Source organism: Pedobacter alluvionis, from assembly GCF_003664035.1.
GTDB classification, from domain to species: Bacteria; Bacteroidota; Bacteroidia; order Sphingobacteriales; family Sphingobacteriaceae; genus Pedobacter; species Pedobacter alluvionis.
This window is the reverse complement of record NZ_RCCK01000011.1, coordinates 693,661-715,315: the sequence shown is the minus strand read 5'-3', so window position 1 is coordinate 715,315 and position 21,655 is coordinate 693,661. Positions and strand designations below refer to the sequence as shown.

At 37.3% G+C, this 21,655-nt stretch carries 19 protein-coding genes; 5 read left to right on the top strand and 14 right to left on the bottom strand.

Annotated elements, in window-relative coordinates:
• Positions 1-218: 218 nt before the first annotated feature.
• Positions 219-3,017: a lantibiotic dehydratase gene (locus tag BCL90_RS10765; RefSeq protein ID WP_121283975.1), complete on the top strand. Its 2,799-nt coding sequence runs from the start codon at positions 219-221 to the stop codon at positions 3,015-3,017.
• Here the strand turns inward: BCL90_RS10765 and BCL90_RS10760 are convergent.
• Positions 3,014-4,129: a sensor histidine kinase gene (locus BCL90_RS10760; RefSeq protein ID WP_121283974.1), complete on the bottom strand. Its 1,116-nt coding sequence runs from the start codon at positions 4,127-4,129 to the stop codon at positions 3,014-3,016. The two genes, BCL90_RS10765 and BCL90_RS10760, sit on opposite strands and share 4 nt — an antisense overlap.
• A gap of 143 nt (positions 4,130-4,272) precedes the next feature.
• Here BCL90_RS10760 and BCL90_RS25700 point away from each other — a divergent pair, with 143 nt between their 5' ends.
• The gene (locus BCL90_RS25700; RefSeq protein WP_166792110.1) at positions 4,273-4,419 is read left to right on the top strand and encodes a hypothetical protein; all 147 of its coding nucleotides are present in this window, start codon (positions 4,273-4,275) and stop codon (positions 4,417-4,419) included.
• Positions 4,420-4,429: 10 nt separating this feature from the next.
• Here BCL90_RS25700 and BCL90_RS10755 read toward each other — a convergent pair whose 3' ends face one another.
• A complete protein-coding gene (locus BCL90_RS10755) occupies positions 4,430-5,176 on the bottom strand; it encodes a LytR/AlgR family response regulator transcription factor (protein WP_121283973.1) in 747 nt (248 codons plus the stop codon).
• Positions 5,177-5,541: 365 nt separating this feature from the next.
• Here BCL90_RS10755 and BCL90_RS10750 point away from each other — a divergent pair, with 365 nt between their 5' ends.
• Both BCL90_RS10750 and BCL90_RS10745 read left to right on the top strand, forming a co-directional pair.
• The gene (locus tag BCL90_RS10750; protein ID WP_121283972.1) at positions 5,542-5,916 is read left to right on the top strand and encodes a hypothetical protein; all 375 of its coding nucleotides are present in this window, start codon (positions 5,542-5,544) and stop codon (positions 5,914-5,916) included.
• A gap of 21 nt (positions 5,917-5,937) precedes the next feature.
• Positions 5,938-6,435 (top strand): type I restriction enzyme HsdR N-terminal domain-containing protein, encoded by a 498-nt coding sequence (locus tag BCL90_RS10745; protein ID WP_121283971.1) that lies wholly within the window; start codon positions 5,938-5,940, stop codon positions 6,433-6,435.
• 142 nt (positions 6,436-6,577) lie between these two features.
• Here BCL90_RS10745 and htpG read toward each other — a convergent pair whose 3' ends face one another.
• The 11 genes from htpG to BCL90_RS10695 form a co-directional block, all read right to left on the bottom strand.
• Entirely contained in the window at positions 6,578-8,464 is a 1,887-nt protein-coding gene (gene htpG / locus BCL90_RS10740; RefSeq protein ID WP_208529787.1) for a molecular chaperone HtpG, read from the bottom strand.
• Between the two features lie 573 nt (positions 8,465-9,037).
• Positions 9,038-9,592: a DUF4241 domain-containing protein gene (locus BCL90_RS10735; RefSeq protein WP_244095017.1), complete on the bottom strand. Its 555-nt coding sequence runs from the start codon at positions 9,590-9,592 to the stop codon at positions 9,038-9,040.
• The gene (locus BCL90_RS25905; protein WP_208529788.1) at positions 9,565-9,774 is read right to left on the bottom strand and encodes a hypothetical protein; all 210 of its coding nucleotides are present in this window, start codon (positions 9,772-9,774) and stop codon (positions 9,565-9,567) included. The genes BCL90_RS10735 and BCL90_RS25905 overlap by 28 nt, the downstream gene beginning before the upstream one ends.
• A gap of 96 nt (positions 9,775-9,870) precedes the next feature.
• Complete coding sequence (locus BCL90_RS10730) at positions 9,871-10,263, bottom strand: response regulator (RefSeq protein ID WP_121283970.1); 393 nt, start codon at positions 10,261-10,263, stop codon at positions 9,871-9,873.
• A 109-nt stretch (positions 10,264-10,372) separates the two neighbouring features.
• On the bottom strand, positions 10,373-11,236 hold the full coding sequence (locus tag BCL90_RS10725; protein WP_244094994.1) for an N-acetylglucosamine kinase: 864 nt from the start codon (positions 11,234-11,236) through the stop codon (positions 10,373-10,375).
• A gap of 154 nt (positions 11,237-11,390) precedes the next feature.
• Positions 11,391-11,798, bottom strand: a complete 408-nt coding sequence (locus tag BCL90_RS10720; protein WP_134380429.1) for a hypothetical protein — start codon at positions 11,796-11,798, stop codon at positions 11,391-11,393.
• Between the two features lie 8 nt (positions 11,799-11,806).
• Complete coding sequence (locus BCL90_RS10715; protein ID WP_121283968.1) at positions 11,807-12,220, bottom strand: hypothetical protein; 414 nt, start codon at positions 12,218-12,220, stop codon at positions 11,807-11,809.
• Complete coding sequence (locus BCL90_RS10710) at positions 12,186-12,992, bottom strand: hypothetical protein (protein WP_121283967.1); 807 nt, start codon at positions 12,990-12,992, stop codon at positions 12,186-12,188. The genes BCL90_RS10715 and BCL90_RS10710 overlap by 35 nt, the downstream gene beginning before the upstream one ends.
• A 182-nt stretch (positions 12,993-13,174) precedes the next feature.
• Complete coding sequence (locus BCL90_RS10705; protein WP_121283966.1) at positions 13,175-14,485, bottom strand: TolC family protein; 1,311 nt, start codon at positions 14,483-14,485, stop codon at positions 13,175-13,177.
• Between the two features lies 1 nt (position 14,486).
• A complete protein-coding gene (locus BCL90_RS10700) occupies positions 14,487-17,597 on the bottom strand; it encodes an efflux RND transporter permease subunit (protein WP_121283965.1) in 3,111 nt (1,036 codons plus the stop codon).
• Between the two features lie 2 nt (positions 17,598-17,599).
• Positions 17,600-18,697 carry an efflux RND transporter periplasmic adaptor subunit gene (locus BCL90_RS10695; protein ID WP_121283964.1) on the bottom strand — a complete coding sequence of 366 codons (1,098 nt, stop codon included), beginning with the start codon at positions 18,695-18,697 and terminating at the stop codon, positions 17,600-17,602.
• A 344-nt stretch (positions 18,698-19,041) separates the two neighbouring features.
• On the opposite strand from BCL90_RS10695, the gene BCL90_RS10690 reads away from it, so the two are divergent.
• Complete coding sequence (locus BCL90_RS10690; RefSeq protein WP_121283963.1) at positions 19,042-20,871, top strand: M61 family metallopeptidase; 1,830 nt, start codon at positions 19,042-19,044, stop codon at positions 20,869-20,871.
• Between the two features lie 260 nt (positions 20,872-21,131).
• Here the strand turns inward: BCL90_RS10690 and BCL90_RS10685 are convergent, their stop codons facing one another.
• Positions 21,132-21,605: a hypothetical protein gene (locus BCL90_RS10685; protein WP_121283962.1), complete on the bottom strand. Its 474-nt coding sequence runs from the start codon at positions 21,603-21,605 to the stop codon at positions 21,132-21,134.
• Between the last annotated feature and the right edge of the window lie 50 nt (positions 21,606-21,655).

The window sequence follows — 21,655 nt, the reverse complement described above, 5'->3', positions numbered from 1 at the left end:
TTTATTGTGCTGGTTGGGATTTGTAATCCCGACCTGTGGTGCTGTGGATTTTCAATCCACTAAAATGAAAAAGATCCCTGGTTAATTAGGGAGTGTAAATCCCTACTAACCGCATAAAAGTTTTCAGTTGGCAATTTGCAATTAGCTGTAAACTGAAAACAGTCAATTGATAACTTTTTAAATTAATCTTTGTAATTTTCACGCATCATTTAAATGCAATGAAGCTGAATATCCAACCAACCGTAATTTTTAGAACGCCTAAATTTTCATATCAATCCGAACTGGCAGATTGTTGGGAGGAATTAAAACTGGCCATTTCAATATCTTCCGCAGCTTTTTACGAAACCATAAAAGAAGTAAAGGCAAACGAACTCAAAGATCTTCCACCTAAGGTTTATTTTACCATATGGAAATATTTTAACCGTGCGAAATTCAGAGCGACCCCTTATGGCACTTTTGCCAGTTTTAGTTTATTAAATAATGCCATTAAACCATCCGAAAGCAGAATAGTAGTTGAAGAAGCGCTAAAGGTACGGGAACTGATTGATTGGCCTCACAAAAATAATATTCAATTGCCTTTGGCAGATTTGTTGCAAAAAAACTGCCTCATATTTAGTAATAGTAGTTATTATTCAACACCCAATAGTATCCGCTATATAGCCTGTGCCGATGGCGTGTTCGAACTGGCCGAGCTGGATCAGGACGATTTTGTAATACAAATATTAACGGCTTGCCTAAAGCCACTCAGGTTTGATGATCTGGTAAAACAATTAAATTTAAGTGATATTGAAGTAGAGGGACTGTTTGGTTTGCTGCAGGATATGCACGATTTACAGCTTGTTTTTACCAACTACGATCCCAATATTATCGGAGATGATTATTTTGAGCGATTAGGGCTTGCTAACGCGGCTGAGTTACCAAAATACCTTATCGCGCAACGCATAGCTTTATCTGGCGGTATTAATGAACGTTCGCTTCAGGCCATTCCAGGTTTGATCAGTATGCTTCATAATATAATGCCTGCTAAAGATCGTGATGCCCTTAGCCAGTTCCAGGTTCGGTTTAAGAAAAAATTCGAAGATCGGGAAGTACCGCTTTTATTGGCGCTGGATCCTGAAATGGGTGTAGGATACGATGAGTTGGAGCAATCGGGCCAAAATAGTGGGTTTATCACGCGTTTTAACAATAAGCCGCCCAAAAAAGCAGAGGCGGAAAATATTAGAACGGCACTAAAATCCTACCTGACGGAACAAAAATTTGAGAAAGGCAAAACAGTTTATCTGAACAAACTTGTCTTAACACCGAATCAAAAACTAGCAGCTTTACCCAATTCATTCAGTATGGTAATGTCTGTTCATGATGATTTGATTTTTATAGAACAGATAGGTGGAGTAACCTCAAATGCACTAAGTGGAAGGTTTACCATGGCAGCCGGGGAGGTGGAGCAGTATGCTAAAGATATTGCATCCGCAGAACAGCAGGCAAATCCCGAAGTGTTGTTTTTTGATGTGGCCTATATGGTAGAAGCCAATGTAGATAATGTAAACCGCCGGAAGTTAATCTACGGGCATCAATTGTCGATCTTAAATTTTGATACCTCAACGGCGCCACTAGCTTTAAATGACATACAAATCTCAGTTCGGGGTACAGAGATTATCCTTCGCTATAAGCAGTTAAATAAACGGCTGGTGCCAAGAATGGCTTCTGCCTACAACTACATCCGTTCAGATCTTTCTGTATTCAGGTTATTGTGCGATTTGCAACATCAAGGCTTGCAAACAAATCTTTCCTTTCCGCTCGATACCATTTACCCTGATTTGGATTATTACCCAAGGTTACAATATCAGAATATAGTTTTAAGTAGTAATAAATGGAAAATTAAAAAAGAAGTCCTGTTAGGGCCCGATCAAAAGTTGCTACCCATTGCAGAATGTAGATCATACCTAAACAATTTAGGCGTTAGCGAATATTTTAAAGCCGGTATGTCCGATCAAACTTTATGCTTTGCCCTGCAAAACGACGATGATATCAATGCTTTTCTACAATATGTACAAAAACAAGGCAGTACTTATATTGAAGAAATACTCATCCCTCAAAATAGCATCGTAGTTGATGAAGCGGCTAAGCCCTATCTGGCACAGTTTGTTTTGAGTATAAGTCATGATGAGCAAATTTATCGTGGTTTGGTAGAAACATCAGTAAATGCCGGGGTAACCCGATTTTTCCTGCCAGGTAAAGAATGGCTTTATTTCGAAATTTATTGCCATCAGCAACGTAGTGATCAGATTTTGACCGAAATCATAGCACCGTTCCTGACCACTTCTTCAGATCAGGTAAAATCGTGGTTTTTTATCCGTTACAATGAAAACGGAAACCACATCCGGTTTAGAATTCAATTAAACAATCCAATAGATGGGCAGCTGTTAATATCAAGGCTCATGGATGATCTCGAATCGCTTTTAAACTCAGGTTTGGTATCTGATGTACAGATTAAAACCTACAAGCGTGAGCTGGAACGTTACGGCAGTAATATGATTGAAGATGTTGAACGGCACTTCGCTGTAGATAGTGCATTTGTAGTATCGCTTTTAGAAAACCAGACCGATGATTTCAACAAATATAAATTGTGCAGCCTTTTGGTCGCAAAAATTATCGGAGCTAACCTTATAGATAAGGCCGCCATCAATAAGGTTGTGAGGTTTATGTCTGATAACTTTAATGAAGAGCATCGGTTAGATGCAACCGATTTTAAACAATTAAATATTCATTATCAGGAGTTTCGAAAAACAGAATGGACAGCGTTAACAGTAGAACAGGAGCAGGGCTTTAGCCTGTTTTCAGATTCTTTTATCAGGATTCTTACACAAGGTGCGCCTGAAAATGTGTTAAAGTTATTAACCGATTTAATACACATGCACGTAAATAGGCTCTTTAACAAAGATCAGCGAACGCATGAAATGGTTATATACTATTTTTTACTAAAAGATATTCAGCGCCTGAATGCGACGAAAATTTAGCGGTTTAACCTGGCTAACGGATTAACCACAGTTACATCTATTTCTGTGATGAAGCGGTTAAGTGGATCTTTATAATACCTGAATATATAATCATTACCATAAAAACTGCTCAGGCGCTTGCCAATATTGTCAATCCCTACATGATGGCTTTCTGTCTGTTTGCCTTTATTGTCATTAATCATGTTTATGGTGCTGATATTCAGCTTGTCTCTTTCGTAAGTGATTTTAATGATCGCCTGTTGGGTAGAGTGTGAAATATTTCCGTGCTTAAATATATTTTCGACCAAAGTTAATAAGATAAGCGGTGGAAATCTTAAACCAAACATATCGCCCGTTATTTCAAGTTCCAGATTGATGGTATTAGCCGTTCGCAGCTTATGGAGATTGATCAGGTGTTCAATCTGTTCAATTTCTTCACTCAGTGGAACCATCTCTGATGCTTCAGGGCGTTTTAAGGCATAACGCATCATTTCGGACAGATTCATAATGGCATCTGCTGCCATGGGTGCCTTTTTGCGGGCATCGTTATAGATAAAGTTTAACGTGTTAAATAAAAAGTGAGGATTGATTTGACTACGCAGATAATTGTTTTGCGATTGAACCAGATCGTTCTCTAAAGCCTGTTTTTCTATTTGGGTAACCAGGTTCTGCCGTTCCAGTGCTTCTACTTTCTTCTGATCCCGAAATGATTTAATAAGATAAACATAACCTGTTGCGAAGCCGATATAGTATAAAGAACGATAAGTACAGGTAAGAATAAATTCGCGGGTAAATGAAATTGGCCCGCTTATCCTGATAAAACCTAATTTGATAAATGCTAATCCGGAATAGTAGTTAAATAAAGTATAGCCACAGATAGTCAGGATGATAAGTAACGAAATCTTTATCGGTTTTAACTTTAAATTTTTATTACTTAAAAGTTTGTTAAGAAAAAAAGCATGAGCGTAAAATACTGTGATATTGCTGACATAGATTATGATGTAAGCACCCGTTGGCCTGAAAGACTTCGATACTAAACCAAGTATAAATACCTCATAAATGATATAAATACCCCAAATAAAGAGATGAAGTTTATAATATTGAAGGAATTTTTTGAGGTTGAAAAAGATCATTTTATTGCTTTTTATCTACTGAATTAGGGTTTTGGCCTCCTAAAAATGGGGTTTTGTGTAAAAAACTAGTTGCGTTGTGATTTGAGTTGCACCTTTACAGAAATTAATAAGAACAATAAATAATCACACATAAATATTATATCATGAAAGCTCAACACACGACTAAACTTACTAAAAAAACTATTTTTGTTTATAAAAACACTAAAGATCAAAATAATTTTACAACCCACCCAACTGGTGATCAAAGTCAAACTATAGTAACTAATGGTACTTGGATATTCGGACTTTAATATTACTATCCTACTGGTTTCTGTTCGATTTTAACAAACTGCTCTGAACATAGGCGAAGAAAGCTTCTTTATAACCTTCGCCAATTTGTATCATCTCATTATTTACCAAACGGATTATATTTCCATCTACTTTTTTGATTGCCGATTTAGCCACAATGTTAGATTTATTAACACGGATAAAAGGATGGCTTTCTAAGGCCTTTTCAATTTCTTTAAGTGTAAGATAGGTCGTGTGGATTTCAGACTTAGTAATGATCTGTATATAATTCTGTAATGCTTTGATATAAAGTATTTCGTCAACAGCGATATTGGAAAAAGCATATTTGTGGTCGCCCTTGATGTAAAGGGCTGCAACCTGATCAGTTTCTTTCGTGGTAGTTTTACTACTATTAGTTGATTCCTTTTTTAAAATCCTATCAATACCTAATGCAAATTTTGCAAAAGAAATAGGTTTTAATAAGTACTGATCTGATTGTACATCAAATGCTTGCAAGGCATAATCGGGATGGGCAGTTGTAAAAATTAAATATTTTGCTTTTTCTCTGATATTTTTGGCCAGTTCCAATCCATTGATTCCCGGCATATCAATATCCATAAATAATAAATCAATTTCGTCCTCAATACTTATCTCAGTAAGTGCCTGGACAGGACTGGTAAAAGTTTTAAAAACTGTTAAACCAGGCATTTCAGCAATATGGTCAGTTAATACTTCAATTGCATGTTGCTCGTCGTCTATAACAACGCATTTTAGATTCATGGGTATAAAAATGTGGGTTTATTTGATTTGAATGCAAGTTAAATAAAAATGAATTGAATTAACAATTGCACCCAAAAAAAACTCATATCCGGTTTTGTCTAAAAAAAACCAGGGTTTCGTGTAATATTCTACAGGGTTGATGTAAAAAAATTATCTGCATCCATTCTTTTTATAATCTTTAAACTGTTTGCCAAAAACAAAATAATTAGCGGTGAGAACTACTAATTGTGAAAACATCTGCCTGCCCAATCTTGTGTAGCCTGTGGATAATAAAATTAAAAACAGGCCATACAATACTGGGTTAGATTAAAAAAAAGAAATACCAAAAAGCAAAGACATATTCCCTACATCTACCAAGCATCCACATGAAAAACAACGAATACGAGTATTTACTGAATAAAATCTACTACAAGGGGATTCTAAAAAATCAAGGAATCAATTCAGATATGTATCAGAGAATGCAAAATGAATATCTTAATCTTGATGGAAGGGAGCCTGTTAAAGGCCAGTTAGATCGTGAATATGCGTTCAGGAAATCTTTTTTGGTTGTTCGTAATTACGTTCAACAAGCTATAAAAGACGGCATGAAAAGTTTTCAGTTTACGATGCAGGCAAAAGACATCAACAAATTAACCTATATGGTTGATATGTTGAACAGAAACTTTTTTGACAAACAAAGTTTAGACCAAATTATTATCACTGCAAATTCGGTATTTAACCAATATAATTTAAAAAATTAACTACCTAAAATAGATAACAATATGGAATTGAAAGACGAAATCGGGCAGTTTGCCGTAAGAATTAAGAAAATGCTTCCACAAGTTCAATCTGAGGATTTAACAAGGAATGCGTTAGTTATGCCTTTTATCCAAATCTTGGGATTTGACCCCTCTGAGGTTCAATCTGAAGCTGTTCTAGACTTCGGGGTTAAAAAAAGTAAAAAAGTTGATTATACCATTATGAAAGATGGAGAACCTGCAATTCTCGTTGAATGTAAACACCACAACGATAATTTAGATATTCACGATTCACGCCTATCCAAATACTTCCGTAAAACAAAAGCAAAATATGGCTTACTAACGAATGGCTTGGTTTATCGCTTTTATACAGAGAAAATGGTGAGATCAAAGAAAAATCAAGAGCCATTGTTTGAGTTTAAAATAACGGATACCAAAGCAGCTACTATTGCTAAAATGATAGAAGATCATAAAGATTATTTCAATGTAGATCAAAAAACTAATACAGTAGCCAAAAGGTAACAATATTAATTTAATCTAAGAGTTCCCGAAAATTTTCATCTAAAAGTCCTGATCTGATCAGGACTTTTTTTATACGCTTTAGCAAAAGAAAAGGGAGAAACTGATTCAGTTTCTCCCTTTAAATAATGACAGGATTTCCTGATTAAATTAATTCTACACTTCTGCTTACAAATGCGGTTAACTCTGCTCCGGTTAACATACCTTGAGCCAATAGCGCTAAATCTACCGCTTGTTTAGCCAAGGTGCTTTGTTCTGCTTCATCAGCATTTAAAATCTTGCTTATCAACTTGTGGTTTCCATTAATGGCAACCTTGTAATTGTCTGGCATCTGGCCATAGAAGCCCATTCCACCGCCCATAGCAGCCATATCTTTCATACGGCGCATAAACTCATCCATAGTGATGGTTACAGGTAATTCTTCAGGATGTAAAGCCACAATTTCTACTTGCATCCCTGGTTTGGTGATGGCTTTTTCAAAAATAGCCGTTACTTCTTTTACCTGGTCTTCAGTTAAAACATGCTCGTTCTGCTCGTCTTTCTCAATTAATTTATCTGCAACGCTAGAATCAACACGTTTAATCGATGTTTTTTCTAATTTTTGCTCTAACTGATTAATAAAGTGATTATCAATAGGCGAATCCAGCACTAAAACATCATAATCCTTTTTATTGGCTGATTGGATAAACGCATCTTGTTTCGCGGCATCATTTGTATATAAATATACTACTGTTCCGTTTTTATCAGTCTGCAAAGGAGATACCTTTTCTTTATATTCAGGAAGGGTGAAAAGTTCGTTTTTAGTATTTCCCACCAAAGCAAAATCTTTGGCTTTGTCGTAAAACTTCTCTTCGCTAATCATACCGTATTTTACAAAAAGACCAATGTCTTTCCATTTATCTTCGTACGCTTTACGGTCTTTAGCAAATAACTCACCTAATTTATCCGCAACCTTTTTGGTAATGTAGTTATTGATCTTTTTAACATTGCTGTCGGCCTGCAAGAAACTACGCGATACATTTAAAGGAATATCTGGAGAGTCAATTACCCCATGCAATAACATTAAAAATTCAGGAACAATATCTTTAACCTCATCGGTAATAAATACCTGGCGGGAGTACAATTTGATTTTGTTCCGTTGCATTTCAAAATCGTTTTTCAACTTAGGGAAATACAATACGCCTGTTAAATTAAAAGGATAATCAACATTTAAGTGGATCCAGAACAATGGTTCTTCACTAAATGGATATAATTCGCGGTAAAAGTTTAAATAATCCTCATCTGACAAATCTGCAGGAGCTTTTGTCCAGATTGGGTTAGTGGTATTGATAATATTATCAACTTCAACATCATTATATTTAGCTTTACCTTCTTCATCTACGCCATCTTCAACCGATTCTGTTTTAGTACCAAACTTAATTGGAACTGGTAAAAATTTAGCGTATTTATTAAGGATTTCCTGCAGTTTGCTTTCTTCTAAAAATTCTTCTGAATCTTTGTTTACATGGAGGATAATATCGGTACCGCGGGTAGTTTTAGTGCCTTCAGTAATTTCAAATTCGGTACTTCCATCACAAACCCAGCGTGCAGGCTCAGCGCCATCCTGGTATGATAAAGTTTGAATTTCCACTAAATCTGCAACCATAAAGGCCGAATAGAAACCTAAACCGAATTTACCGATGATTTCATTGGCATCTTTAGCATCTTTAAATTTCTCTACAAACTCACTCGCGCCAGAAAACGCAACCTGGTTAATGTACTTTTTAATCTCTTCGGCCGTCATTCCCAAACCATTATCGCTAATGGTAATGGTTTTAGCATCCTTATCAACCGAAACCTGTACCAGTGGTGCACCAACTTCGCCATTAAACTGGCCTAATGAACCTAGTCTTTTAATTTTCTGGACAGCATCTACTGCATTAGAAACCAACTCACGAAGAAAAATTTCGTTATCAGAGTATAAAAACTTCTTAATTATCGGGAAAATATTCTCGGTATGTATCGAGATATTTCCTTTTTCCTGTATGCTCATATGTAAATAAATTGTTTAATCTACATCCTGCATAACAAGGGTTGTTCCAAAAGAATTTGTTTGCCAAAATGACAGATGTGCGGGTCGTCATTGCAAAGCCAATTTTTCATTGGCTTCGCAATCTAACTTTTAATAATTTTCTCGTTATTCAAAGTTACCAATCCTAATTCTGTTGAAAGTGTTAAATAATTATCGTTTTTAAATAATGATTTGGAAAGCAAAGCCAGTATTTCAATCAATGTTAGCCCCGCTGTACCTTCTGCCCCGATGAAAAATCGGGGGCATTCGTACCATCGGGTTTAGATCAGGTAGTGCTGTGCCAGTAGGAGGGGTTTCCACTCATAGCGCCTATTCCATGGGCTTTATTTCTGATATGTTATTAAGTTAGGCATAATCGTTGTCAGTCTGAGCGGAGTCGAAGACCTTTTTTCCTCAGTAGTCGATTCCGAATCCACGATCTGTATCCCACAGACCAAGGTCCTTAAGTTAAGGGTTTTTAACCACATATGAACACGGATTTTCATATCTGATGCCATGGTCTGTGTCCTCACAGACCATCAAAGTAATCTGTTACTACTCTTCCTCACTATAAGCCAGTTCAATATCAATAAACTGGATAATTAGCGAACACACCTTATCTTCAACATCAAAACCATAATAAACAGGGTAGGTGCCATCACCGAAACCGCTCTGGAAAAATGGAATATGATAATCTGTTCCAGGTATTTTCCAGTTGATCCAGTCGCCGGCTTCACGTTGATAAATAGGATTTTCGGCGTAGTTAGCGGCAAAAAGTATCGCGAAATGATCATCGTATAGGTTTTTGCCTGGATTTTCATTGTGAAATTTATCCTGGAAAGCACAGAAATGTTTTAGTGTTTCTTTATCTAAAACAGATCCTAAACCTGCATCCACATTAAACCCGAAAAATTCGCCTTCGTTAAAATCAACAAGGTCTTCGGTTCCGATTAATGCTTCTTCAAATCTGATGGCATCATGAGCGGTAAACTGTACCTTAACCGCAGCATAACGGGCACAATCATCATCATCAGGCACCACTACAGCGGCAGTAACGGGGAATTCACCCGTTGGTACTTTGATCAGATAAGGCTCGGCATCTTTTTGGATATAAACCAGTGGATCGCGTACCAGAATCTCGCCCGTTGGAATGGAAACGCTGCCAAGTTCAAGATGATCGATTTTTTTCCTCCTACAGTTGTTTCTTCGAAATAATCGTTAAGGTTATTTGGGCAAGCCAGCAGGTTACGCTTTTCATTCCAGGTCTTCAACCATTCTTCACTTGGTTTCATGATATTCAGTTTTTTGTTTTAAGAAAGATAAGATAAAAATAAAAAAGCCAGGAAGATTAAAGTCTTTCTGGCTAATATTTTGGATCCGAATGGAAATTAATTTAAATGAAAACTTGGTTTATCTTCTTCCAATGATAGGATTTTACTGATCTTTTTAAGCAATACATCCATTTGGAATGGTTTTGATAAGAAATCGTCCTGGCCGTAGTTTAAGGTTGTAAAATCTTTTGGATCGTATAAGCCAGAAATAAGTAAAATTGGAATTTTGGAAGTGCTTTCAATCGATTTTAACTGTTCGCATAATACACGACCATCAATATGCCCGAGAGAAATATCGAGTAATATTAAATCCGGATTGAATTTTTCAATTCTGTTAAAGATCTCTTCACCATCATTCAGTGCCGAGACTTTAAACCCTCCGATTTCCAGTATTAATTGTATGGTTTCTAAAACCTCAATATCGTCATCTACTACCAGTATTCTCTTCATATATGTGTGTGCAATTATATGCTGTTAAAAGTATAACAAAAGTTTTTGTGGATATGTTTACAATCTTAAACATATTTTAACAATTTATTATGGCAAAGTAGACTTTGGTTTAGCTGGCCTGCTGTATGATGCCTTCTTTATGTAAAATGAAATTAAACAGTTCATCTATCGGTTTTTGTAAAATCTTACCGGGCTCGATGCCATTTTCTACCAGTACCGAGATAAGCGCATCCTGATAATAATAGGCAATAGAGCCTACAAAGTGGCAGGGTACATTTTGGTGTTTAGGGTAATCTTTAACATTAGTATCTACAAACTCCTGAAATCCGCTTCTTAAAATGTCCTGAATAAATGGATGGTCCTTATGATCAGCCATGAAGCGGCTAAAGCCTGCCAGATAGATATTAGGAAAAGGTTTTTGATACACATTCGTAATAATCTGCTCTTTTTCTGCAGGGAAAGACTTTTTAAATTCTGCAGCTAACGTTAATGGCATTTTATCGTATAAATAACTTAAAAGGACTTTTTTTCCAAAGAAAGTACCAGAACCTTCATCCCCAAGAACATAGCCCAGGCCATGGTGTCCATCATGGATTTTTTTTCCATCGAAATAACAGATATTCGATCCGGTACCTAAAATACAGTTTAAACCTTCGGCATTTCCGCAGGTAGCATATACCGAACCCAGAAGATCGTGGTCTACCGAAATAAAAGCATTACCAAAAACGGCTGACAGACCATTTGAAACTACTTCATGTTTGTCGGGAGAGGAACAACCAGCTCCAAAAAAGTAAATTTCTTTTACCTCATCGGCATATTGTAATAAAGATTCATTTTTAGAAATCAGCTTGGTTATTTCTTGTTCACTTAAGAAATAAGGATTTATTCCAGGGGTGCTAAATTTAATGGTTTCGCCATTGTGATAGCCCATCCAATCGGTTTTTGATGAGCCACTATCTGCAACAAGTATCATGGCACTAAATATAAAAATTAATTATAGAATTTTATACCTGAAATAATTTCGTTACTTCTACAGGGCTGTTATCGCCACTGATGCATTTTTATTCTTTGTATCCAAAATAAAAAAATACCTAAACTTAGCTTTATTATATTTGAATCCATATTATTTATTGGTTTGGCATAGGAATATTTCTATTATAATCCTTGATATACCTGATAGCACTTTTGATTTCACAATCACTTAAAGTATCCATTCTTGATTTTTTGAATGTTCCAGTTTTACTGTACCAACCTTTATGTTTTTTAGTAAAGGCATAATCAATTATTTTTAAGCTATCTATTGTAGATAACTCGCTGAATGTTATTATTTTGAATAACCTTTCATCAGTTCTAACATGGCAGTTATAACAACCAAGATTAGAAACAATATGACGGGCATCGTATCTGTAATACCTACAAGTGTCAATTGTTTTTTTTGGGGCAATATGGGTAACGTTATCTGGCTTACTTCTACATGCCAACATCGAAAGAATTAATAAGCTACCTAAACTTAGCCTTATTGTATTTGAAACCATGAATTGGATTATTGTGCTGCCACTGGGATATCTCTGCCAAAATCTTTAATGTAACGTATAACACCTTTTATTTCGCATTTACTCAAAGTATCCATTTTTGCACTTTTAAGAGTACCACTTTTGCTGTACCATCCTTTATGTTTTTTGGTAAAGGCATAGTCAATTAGCTTTAAGCTATCCATAGCTGCTAAGCCTCTAAATGTAGTTGAACCTCTATCGTCAATTTTTTCAATGTTAAGTGATAGGTGACAGTTCTTACAACCCAGATTAGAAATAATTTGGCCGGCATCATATCTGTAATATCTACAAGTATCCGTAGATATTTTGATCACATTTTTATCCCTCTTCTCTGCATTTTTGCAATTGAAAAATAATAAGACCAATAAACTACCTAAACTTAGCTTTATTGTATTTGAAACCATTTGTTGAATTATTTAAAAATGTTCTTAATCGGGTAACTGTATTGAGGTTTATGTTTGCGTAATTTTTTTGAGTTATATCCCCAATGTTTGTCATAAGAAAATTCAGCATGTTACCCCTTTCTGTATCAGATACAATCTGCCCAGCATTATCACCTAGATGGTACATTAATCTATTCTTTTTACTGCTATCTTCAATATCATCTAAGCCTAGCGTATGAAAAAATTCGTGAACACCAAAGTATTTATTTTTTTGCCATTCACTATAACTAACTGTTGCTGGTCCGCCATCGCCTTGGGTAAGTCCTGCTGAACTTTGTCGTCTACCATATTGATCCGTATGTTGATATCCTATGCTATCTACAACTGCCAATACAAAATCATTACCTTTTAACTGGCTTAACATGTTAATCTGTGTTACATTTACTGTGATATTAAAATTGTAACGGATTGAATAAGTCCAAGTCTTAGTTCGGTCGAATTTTTTTTGAAGAGAATTATACTTATGTATTATTACCCCACTTTTATACCCACCTCCCCGTAACTTATTCGAAATTACTTGTTGCGTAAAGGTCATTAAACTATTTAAGTTGGGTGCACCATTTGTGGTTAGGTCCAATACTTTTAAGGTAATGGTAAAATCGCCATACAGGCTCAGTTCACCACTCCCGTTATCGGTAATGCGTAGGTTTTTTGCAACAATACCCCCGGTTAAAGGTTGGTTCTGCAATAATGCAAAATGCATTTGAAGTGTATTGATCAGACTGTTTTCCATTAGGCGATAGATAACAGTAATAAATTTAACGAATTGTTTAGTTAATTGCAAAAATTATACTATCAATATGCCAATTTAATTAGGATTCTCTTTTAAAAGATTGCTTAAATGCGTGCCTGCGCGACTTTCGCAATTACGGAGCCAGGAATAACTAATGAACAAATGACTATTGAACAAATGAACTATTTAGATAAATCTATATTTCCACTAATTGCTTTTAAGTTCGTTTCGGCAATTTTTGCCTGATACTGCATTTCGATGAAACGGTTTTGCGCATCGATGGCATTACGTTGTGCTTCTCTTAGCTCTAAAGGAGCGATGCTGCCCAACCGGTATTTTGCCAGCGTGATATCAAGGTTTTCTTTTGCAATATCCACGTTTCGCTGCTCTAATTTAATCAGATCCAGGTAAGTGCTGTAATTTTGATAAGCCGTAAGCAATTGCGAGTTTACATCGAGTTTGGTTTTGCTTAAGGTTAAGCTCGAGTTTTCAATATCTATCCTGGCATTTCGCTCATTTTGCCTTTGTAAAAAACCATTAAATAAGTTGATACTTGCCGTTACGCCATAAGTAAATCCATTAGCAGCAAATTTTTGGTTAAAACCAGTCGGACTGGTACTATTTGCCCTGCTGTAACCAGAGTTTAGGCTAACTGACGGGTAACGAGCCCCACGGATAGATTTTAAGTTTAAGGAAGCAATACGTTGATTAATAAACGCATTTTGCACATTTGGGTTCTGCTGCCCGGCCATTTCGGCCATTTTACTATATAAAATGCCTTTATCTACATCTATATTAGGCTCTACAGAGAATGTTGTTCCAATATCACGAACCATTAACTGGTTTAAACGAATTTTAGCTACCTGTAAAGCATTTTTGGTTTGCAGGTAATTTGAAGTATCCGTATTGTAATCAACCTGTGCGGTTAATACATCCAGTTTAGAACCACGGCCAAGCTGTAATTTTGTTTTGGCAATACTGGTGCGTAATACCGAAACATCCATAGCACTATCAGCAGCAATAACCAGTTGTTGTTGCCTCACCACATCATAATATGCGTTAATTACATCGGCAACGGTGGTTAAAATGGTTAAGCGGGAGTTTAATTCGCCCTGCTTTTGCAGTTCTTTCAAACGGTCATAATTGGCAAACATGCTAAAACCATCAAAAATGGTCCAGTTTAAATCAGCACCATAGCTGTTATTGGTACTTTTTGCACCTGTAATTACCCGGTCAGGGCCTGTTGCAGGTGTTTGACGGGTGTTTTGGATACTTCCGCCATTGGTATAACTTCCGGTTAAATTGGGCAACATTCCCGCATTACCAATATTGGCGTTGTTCTTTGCAATATCGATCTGGTTTTTGCTGATTTTGATGTCGTAATTATTCTGTAAGGCAATGGTGATGGCCTCTTGTAAGCTCAGTTGCTCTTGTGCGAAGCCCGAAAGCGATAGGCTTAACAACAGGATCAATATTTTTAATTTCTTGCTCATCTTATTCTTCTGTGTGTAAAGCTTCTTGTTCAAAACGATGGGCTTCTTTTAATTCTTTGTTTGGTTTGTATGGCTTTGCCCAATAAGAGTAAATGGCTGGGATCACAAATAAAGTTAATACCAGCGAGAACAATGTTCCACCCACAATTACGGTTCCCATACTCATCCTGCTTTTTGCAGCGGCACCTAAAGCTAAGGCAATAGGTAAAGCACCAATGGCAATGGCCAAACTGGTCATTAAAATTGGGCGTAAACGCGAAACAGCAGCTTCACGGATGGCTTCTGGTATAGGAGTACCCTTTTCTTTCAACTGGTTGGCAAATTCGACAATTAAAATACCATTTTTAGTTACCAGGCCAATTAACATAATGGTTCCGATCTGGCTGAAAATATTCCAGCTTTGTCCGCAGAGCCACAGTGATAAAAATGCACCGGCAACGGCCATTGGTACCGTTAAAATAATGATAATCGGATCTTTAAAACTTTCAAACTGTGCCGAAAGGATTAAATAAACCAATAGCAGGGCTAAACCGAATGCGAAGAAAGTATTTGATGAACTTTCTTTGAAATCTCGCGATTCTCCACTTAAATCCGTAGAGAAAGTCTCGTCCAGTACTTTTTTAGAAATGGCATCCATTGCATCTATACCCTCGCCAATACTTTTTCCAGGTGCTAAACCTGCCGAAACAGTTGCTGCGATAAAACGGTTGTTCCTGTACAGTTGTGGCGGACTACTTTCTTCTTTAGCAGTAACCACGTTGTCGAGCTGAACGAGTTCGCCTTTATCATTACGTACATAAACTGAGCTTAAGTCCAATGGGTCTTTCCTGTCGCCCCGATCAAACTGACCAATTACCTGGTATTGTTTCCCGTTCATAAAAAAGTACGAGAACCTTTGCCCGCTTAAACCCAGATTTAAGGTTTGGGCGATGGCAGAGATCGAAACTCCTAAATTCTTAGCCTTATCCCGGTCTATGGTTAGGTTAATTTCGGGTTTGTTAAATTTCAGGTTCACATCCGAAACGGTAAATGTAGGGTCTTTGGCTACTGCATCCATAAACAACGGGATTTTCTCGCGTAGCTTTTCAAAATTTTGTGCCTGGATGATGTAACTAATGGGTAATCCACCGCGGCGCCCAACTGAAATGGTAGGCTGCTGGTTAACAATGGTTTTACCTTCGGTATATTTTTTAGTCACCCTGGTAAGCATATCTGCAATATCTTTTTGCGAACGTTCACGTTCTTCCGGATCGGTTAAACCCATCCTCACAAAACCCGAGTTTACAGCACCCGAACCGCCGAAACTTGGTGAAGTAATCGTAATATTTACTTTTTTCTCGGGAACAGAATCGAGAACCAATTGGTTCAGTTTCATAATAAACTTATCCGTATAGGTAAAAGATGCGCCCTCTGGGGTAGTTGCGCTGATGTTTATTGCACTTCTATCGTCGTAAGGGGCAGTCTCTTTTGGTAAAATCTTCCAGAATAAGAAAATTAAGCCCATACACACCAAAATAATCGGAACGGAAAGCCATCTTTTATCTAAAAATTTATTCAGATTCGATTCGTAGGCATCATTTAATTTCACAAAATAAGGCTCTGTCCAATTGTAAAACCTGGATGGTTTATGTCCGCCTTTTTTCATCAGGTAGGCATTTAACATCGGTGTTAAGGTTAGCGATACAAAAGCAGAGATCAGTACTGCTGCACCGATTACCACACCAAATTCCCTGAATAAACGGCCAACAAATCCCTGTAAGAATATTACCGGTAAAAATACGGCTGCTAGGGTAATGGAAATCGAAATTACCGCAAAAAAGATTTCATTAGATCCTTTAATGGCAGCCTCGAAAGGCGACATGCCCTCTTCAACCTTTTTAAAGATATTTTCGGTAACCACAATACCATCATCTACCACCAGGCCTGTAGCCAGTACAATGGCCAGTAAACTCAATACGTTTATGGAGAAGCCAAAGGCATACATGATGAAGAAAGTGAAAACGAGCGACACCGGTATATCGATTAACGGCCTGAAAGCAATGGCCCAGTCCCTAAAAAACAGGTAAATGATCAGGATTACCAGTACCAGCGACAGACCAATAGTTTCTGCCACTTCGGTTACCGAACGTTTAATAAACAAGGTATTATCTAATGCAACCTGCAGTTTAATGTCTTTAGGCATATCAGCTTTTAACTTATCAAAACGTTTGTAAAATTCTTTACTGATATCGAGGTAGTTAGCTCCCGGCTGCGGGATAATGGCAATGGCCACCATCGGTCTGCCCGATTCACGGAGAATGGTTTCTTCGTTTTCTGGCCCTAAAACTGCATAACCTACATCTTTTAATTTAACTACCTGATTGCTGTCGGCTTTTAAGATTAAGTTGTTAAACTGACTTTCGTTTGTTAGTTTTCCTAAGGTCTTAACCGTTAGTTCAGTAGTGGCTCCGGTAATTTTTCCTGATGGGAGTTCTACATTTTCATTGTCTAATGCGGTAACAATATCTTGCGAGGTTAAGCCGTAAGCACTTAGTTTATTCGGATCCATCCAGATCCGCATGGCATATTTCCTCTGCCCCTGGATTTGTACGCTACTTACCCCCGGAATGGTTTGGATACGGTCGGCAATTACGTTTTCAGCAAAATCGCTTAACTCCAGTGTATTGCGTTTATCGCTCTGGATCGTCATCGATAAAATCGGATCAGAATTAGCATCAGCCTTACTTACTACCGGTAAACCGTCAATATCTTTAGGTAAAGTTCTGGAGGCTTGCGATACTTTATCACGCACATCATTCGCGGCCTCTTCGATATTTTTATCAAGGTTAAACTCTATGGTAATATTACTCGCCCCCTGGTTACTCGATGAAGAAATATTTCTGATTCCATCAATCGAATTGATCGATTTTTCTAAAGGTTCGGTAATTTGCGATTCGATAATATCGGAGTTGGCCCCAGGATAAGAGGTTCTTACTGAAACTACGGTTGGATCAATAGATGGATACTCGCGTACACCCAAAAAGGTATAGCCGATTATCCCGAATAGGACAATCAATAAGTTCATCACAATGGCCAGAACCGGCCTTTTTATACTCGTGGTTGAGATACTCATAATTATTGTTTAACCAACTGAACTTTTACAGGAGCATCTTTCTTCAAGGCCATTGATCCGGTGGTCAGCACCGTGTCGCCAGCTTTTAATCCTGATGTAATCACAATATTTTCATCGGTACGGGTACCTGCTTCTACCTTAACTTCCTTTGCTTTACCATCCTTTTGGATATAAACAATCTTACCTTTTAAAACCGGCACAACAGCTTCATTAGGAATTAATATGGCATTCTGCACCGTACTTAAAGCCAGTTTAATTTTAGCAAAAGAACCGGGTAACAAAGCATTGTCTGCATTTGGTGCCAATGCCCTGATTTGTAATGTTCTCGTAGCGGCATTAATCCCTGGCTCTATCGCATAAACTTTTCCTTTATTTTCTTTGGAAGAACCATCGGTAGTAAATATGATTTCAGAATTTACTTTAATCTGCCCAGCATATTTCTCCGGAACAGAAAAGGTAATTTTAACCGGGTTGGTGCTCACCAAATTGGCAATTACGGTGGCTGGTGTTAAATAAGTTCCTGCAGAAATACTGCGTAAACCAATACGGCCTGTAAAAGGTGCCCGGATAGTGGTTTTTGCCAGTTGTGCCCTGATTAATTGTGCTTGTGCCTGCAACGATTTTAAATCTGCAAGTGAGGTGTCGTATTCTTCCTGACTGATTGCTCCTTTTGCTAACAGTTGTTTTGCCCGGTTCTCGTTTGTGCCCGAAAGTTTTTGTTTGGTCAGCGCATCCTGTAATTGTGCCTGGATATCTCTGTCGTTTACTTTTACCAATACACTTCCTTTCGATACTGTTGTACCTTCTTGAAAATAGATGCCTGTAACCAATCCGGATACTTCACTTTTCAATACAACAGACTCGTTTGCGTCAATGGCGCCCGTTACTTCCAAATCGTTGTCAAAAGATACCGGTTTTACGATGATTCCGTCAACTACTAATGGCGCAGAAGCACCTCCTTTACCACCGTCTTTACCTTTTCCAGCTCCTGCAGATGCCCCGCCTTTTCCTTCGAGTTTTTTGTTTGCGTTAATTCTGTAATATACCAGATAAGCCAGGCCTATAGCTAAAACAGCATAGATAATATATCTTTTCTTCATGTTTATGATTTGTGTTGTGCGTATCCCAACATTAAAATGAAATTAATGTTTAGAATTAGAGCGTAAAAATATTCAAATAGTTTAGTCCTAAATTTGTTGTATTAAGGATGTTACCGATTTAGTTCGAAGTCTGAAGTCGGAAATCCATAGTTTGGATGCAAGATAATAAGTCTAAATCAATAAGTTGGGGTTTGATGATGTTCCAGGTTAAGTTCTCGCCATTTTCCGCCAATCGCCGAACACCTAACGCAATACGGACGGAAACAACTATTTTACACCACATTTAGCTATTTTATATTAAATCCTCATCAATAAATATAAATTTGCAGCAAAACACAGTGAATATGTTTAATAAAAAATCAATTTTAAGTTTAGTTTTACTACTAACGTGTATTATGGCAGCGAAGGCGCAGGTAAAAATAGGCTTTGAGGTTTCTTTTAAAGAGCCGCAGGCACATTATGCAGAGGTGCAGATGAATATTTCTGGACTGATAAAAGATTATGTAGATGTAAAAATGCCCGTTTGGACGCCAGGTTCATATCTGGTTCGCGAGTTTGAAAAAAGTGTAGAAGAATTTAAGGCTACTGCAGCAGGTAAAGCCGTTAAGGTTGAAAAGGTAAGGAAAAATACCTGGAGGATTTTTTCAGCCAAAGCGGCTAAAATCCAGATCAATTACCGTGTTTATGCATTTGAAATTTCAGTGCGTACACCATTTATCGACGAATCTCACGCTTTCTTATCCCCAACAGGGATTTTTATGCATCCTGATGGTATGATCAAATCGCCAAGTACGGTAAAAATTATTCCTTTTAATACCTGGAGCAAAGTTTCTACTGGTTTAACTCCGGTTGCCGGTGAGCAGTTTACTTATAAAGCTACCGATTTTGATATTCTTTACGATAGCCCTATTGAAGTGGGTAACCAGGATGTTTTCGAATTTACTGCCGCGGGCGTTCGTCACGAAGTAGCCATGTATGGTGGCGGTAATTATGATAAAGAGAAGTTGAAAGTAGATATGGCCAAAATTGTTGAAAAAGAAACTGCAGTTTATGGCGAAAACCCTAATAAATATTACCTCTTTATCGTTCATAATTTCTTAAAAGGTGGTGGTGGTTTAGAACATTTAAACTCTACCACTTTAGGTGCTACAAGAAATGCTTACAATACTGCTGAAGGATATAAAGGCTTTTTAAGTTTGGTTGCACACGAGTACCATCACTTATGGAATGTGAAACGTTTGCGCCCTGTCGCTTTAGGCCCGTTCGATTACGATAACGAAAATTACACCACCAATCTTTGGGTTGCCGAAGGTTTTACCTCTTATTACGAGAATAAATATATGCACCGTGCCGGTTTTACCGACTTGGACGAATTTTTGAAGGATTTAGCTGGTGGCGTAGGTACGGTTTTAAATACTCCGGGTGCCAAGTACCAATCGGCAGCTTCGTCTAGCTATGACGCATGGATTATTGGCTATCGCCCGAACGAGAACTCCAAAAACAATTCAATCTCTTATTACAATAAAGGTGAAGTGATTGGCATTTTAATGGATCTCGAAATCATCAACGCCACCAAAGGTGCTAAAAGCTTAGATGATGTAATGAAAGCCATGTACCTGCAATGCAAAACTTTAAAACGCGGTTATACCGATGCAGAGTTTAAAGCAATGGTTGAGAAAATAGCTGGAATTAGCTTTGCCAATTTCTGGGCAAAATATGTGAATGGGGTAGACGATGTGGAATATGTAAAATACTTCGGTTATGCGGGTGTAGAAGTATCGACCGAAAATGCAACTCCAGGTAAACCGGTTACAGGTGCTGCTGGCCAGTTGACCAATGATGGTTTGATGATTACATCTACTACAAGAAATTCAGCCGCCTGGATCAGCGGGTTAAACGTAAATGATGTGGTACTCAGTTTAGATGATACCTCACTAGGTGACGCACTAGCAACGGTAAGGCTAAAAAGTCCGATGATTTCTTTAGATGCAATCCCATTGGTAGGTAAAAAGAATATTGGCGATATATTGAAAGTTAAGGTTAGACGCGATGGATTAGAGAAGGAAATTTCTTTAACCTTGAAAGAAAATCCTAGTGTGCGTTTAAAAGCCACAGTAAACGAAAATGCAACTCCAGCTCAAAAAGCGGTATTAAAAAAATGGACGGGTATTTAGTCCGTAGTCTTAAGTCCTCAGTTTTGGGTCTATAGTCAAGGCACAAAAAATCCCGTAAGATTAATTTCTTACGGGATTTTTTATGCCTTTATACTTTTGCTTTAGTCTTTGGACTTTCAGCTTTAGTCTTTGAGCGCTCAGCGCCATGCGCTAGCCTGGAAGGTAATAAAACCTAAACAAATCTTCCAGCGTTAAAAGTTTTACGTAAAAAAACCGCTAAGAGAAGTTTCTTAGCGGTTTTTTTTGGTTTTTTCTAATGTTTAGAAAGTAAAACGAACACCTAAGCCCACATCACCACTGTAAAAATCAGTATCTGGTGTTAATCTTAAAGTAGGAATCCAATCTAATGATAAGTTAATTGGAGCGCCTTGAAATTTATAATCTAAACCTAAAACACCGTTTAAACCTAAATACACATCGCCATCAAAACCTTTAACTTTCATTGAACCTACACTTGCACCACCACCATAGTACCAATTTAATCCCTCAGCGCCTTTAATTGGGTTATAAACTTCATATAAACCAGTTAACTGAACGTAATTAACACCACCAGAGCTCCTGAAATTACCAATTAGCTCCAACATTGCGCCTTTGTTCAGGCCAGTTTTAAAAGAAACACCGTTGTAACTTCCAAAACGACCACCAATTGCGTTTTTGTAATTCTGCGCTTTAACGTTAGTTGTTGTTAATGCAAATAATGCAATGCATCCTAAAATTGTAAATAATTTTTTCATAGTACTTTTTTATTAAATTAAAGTATATATCCTAGCAACTTTAATGCCGA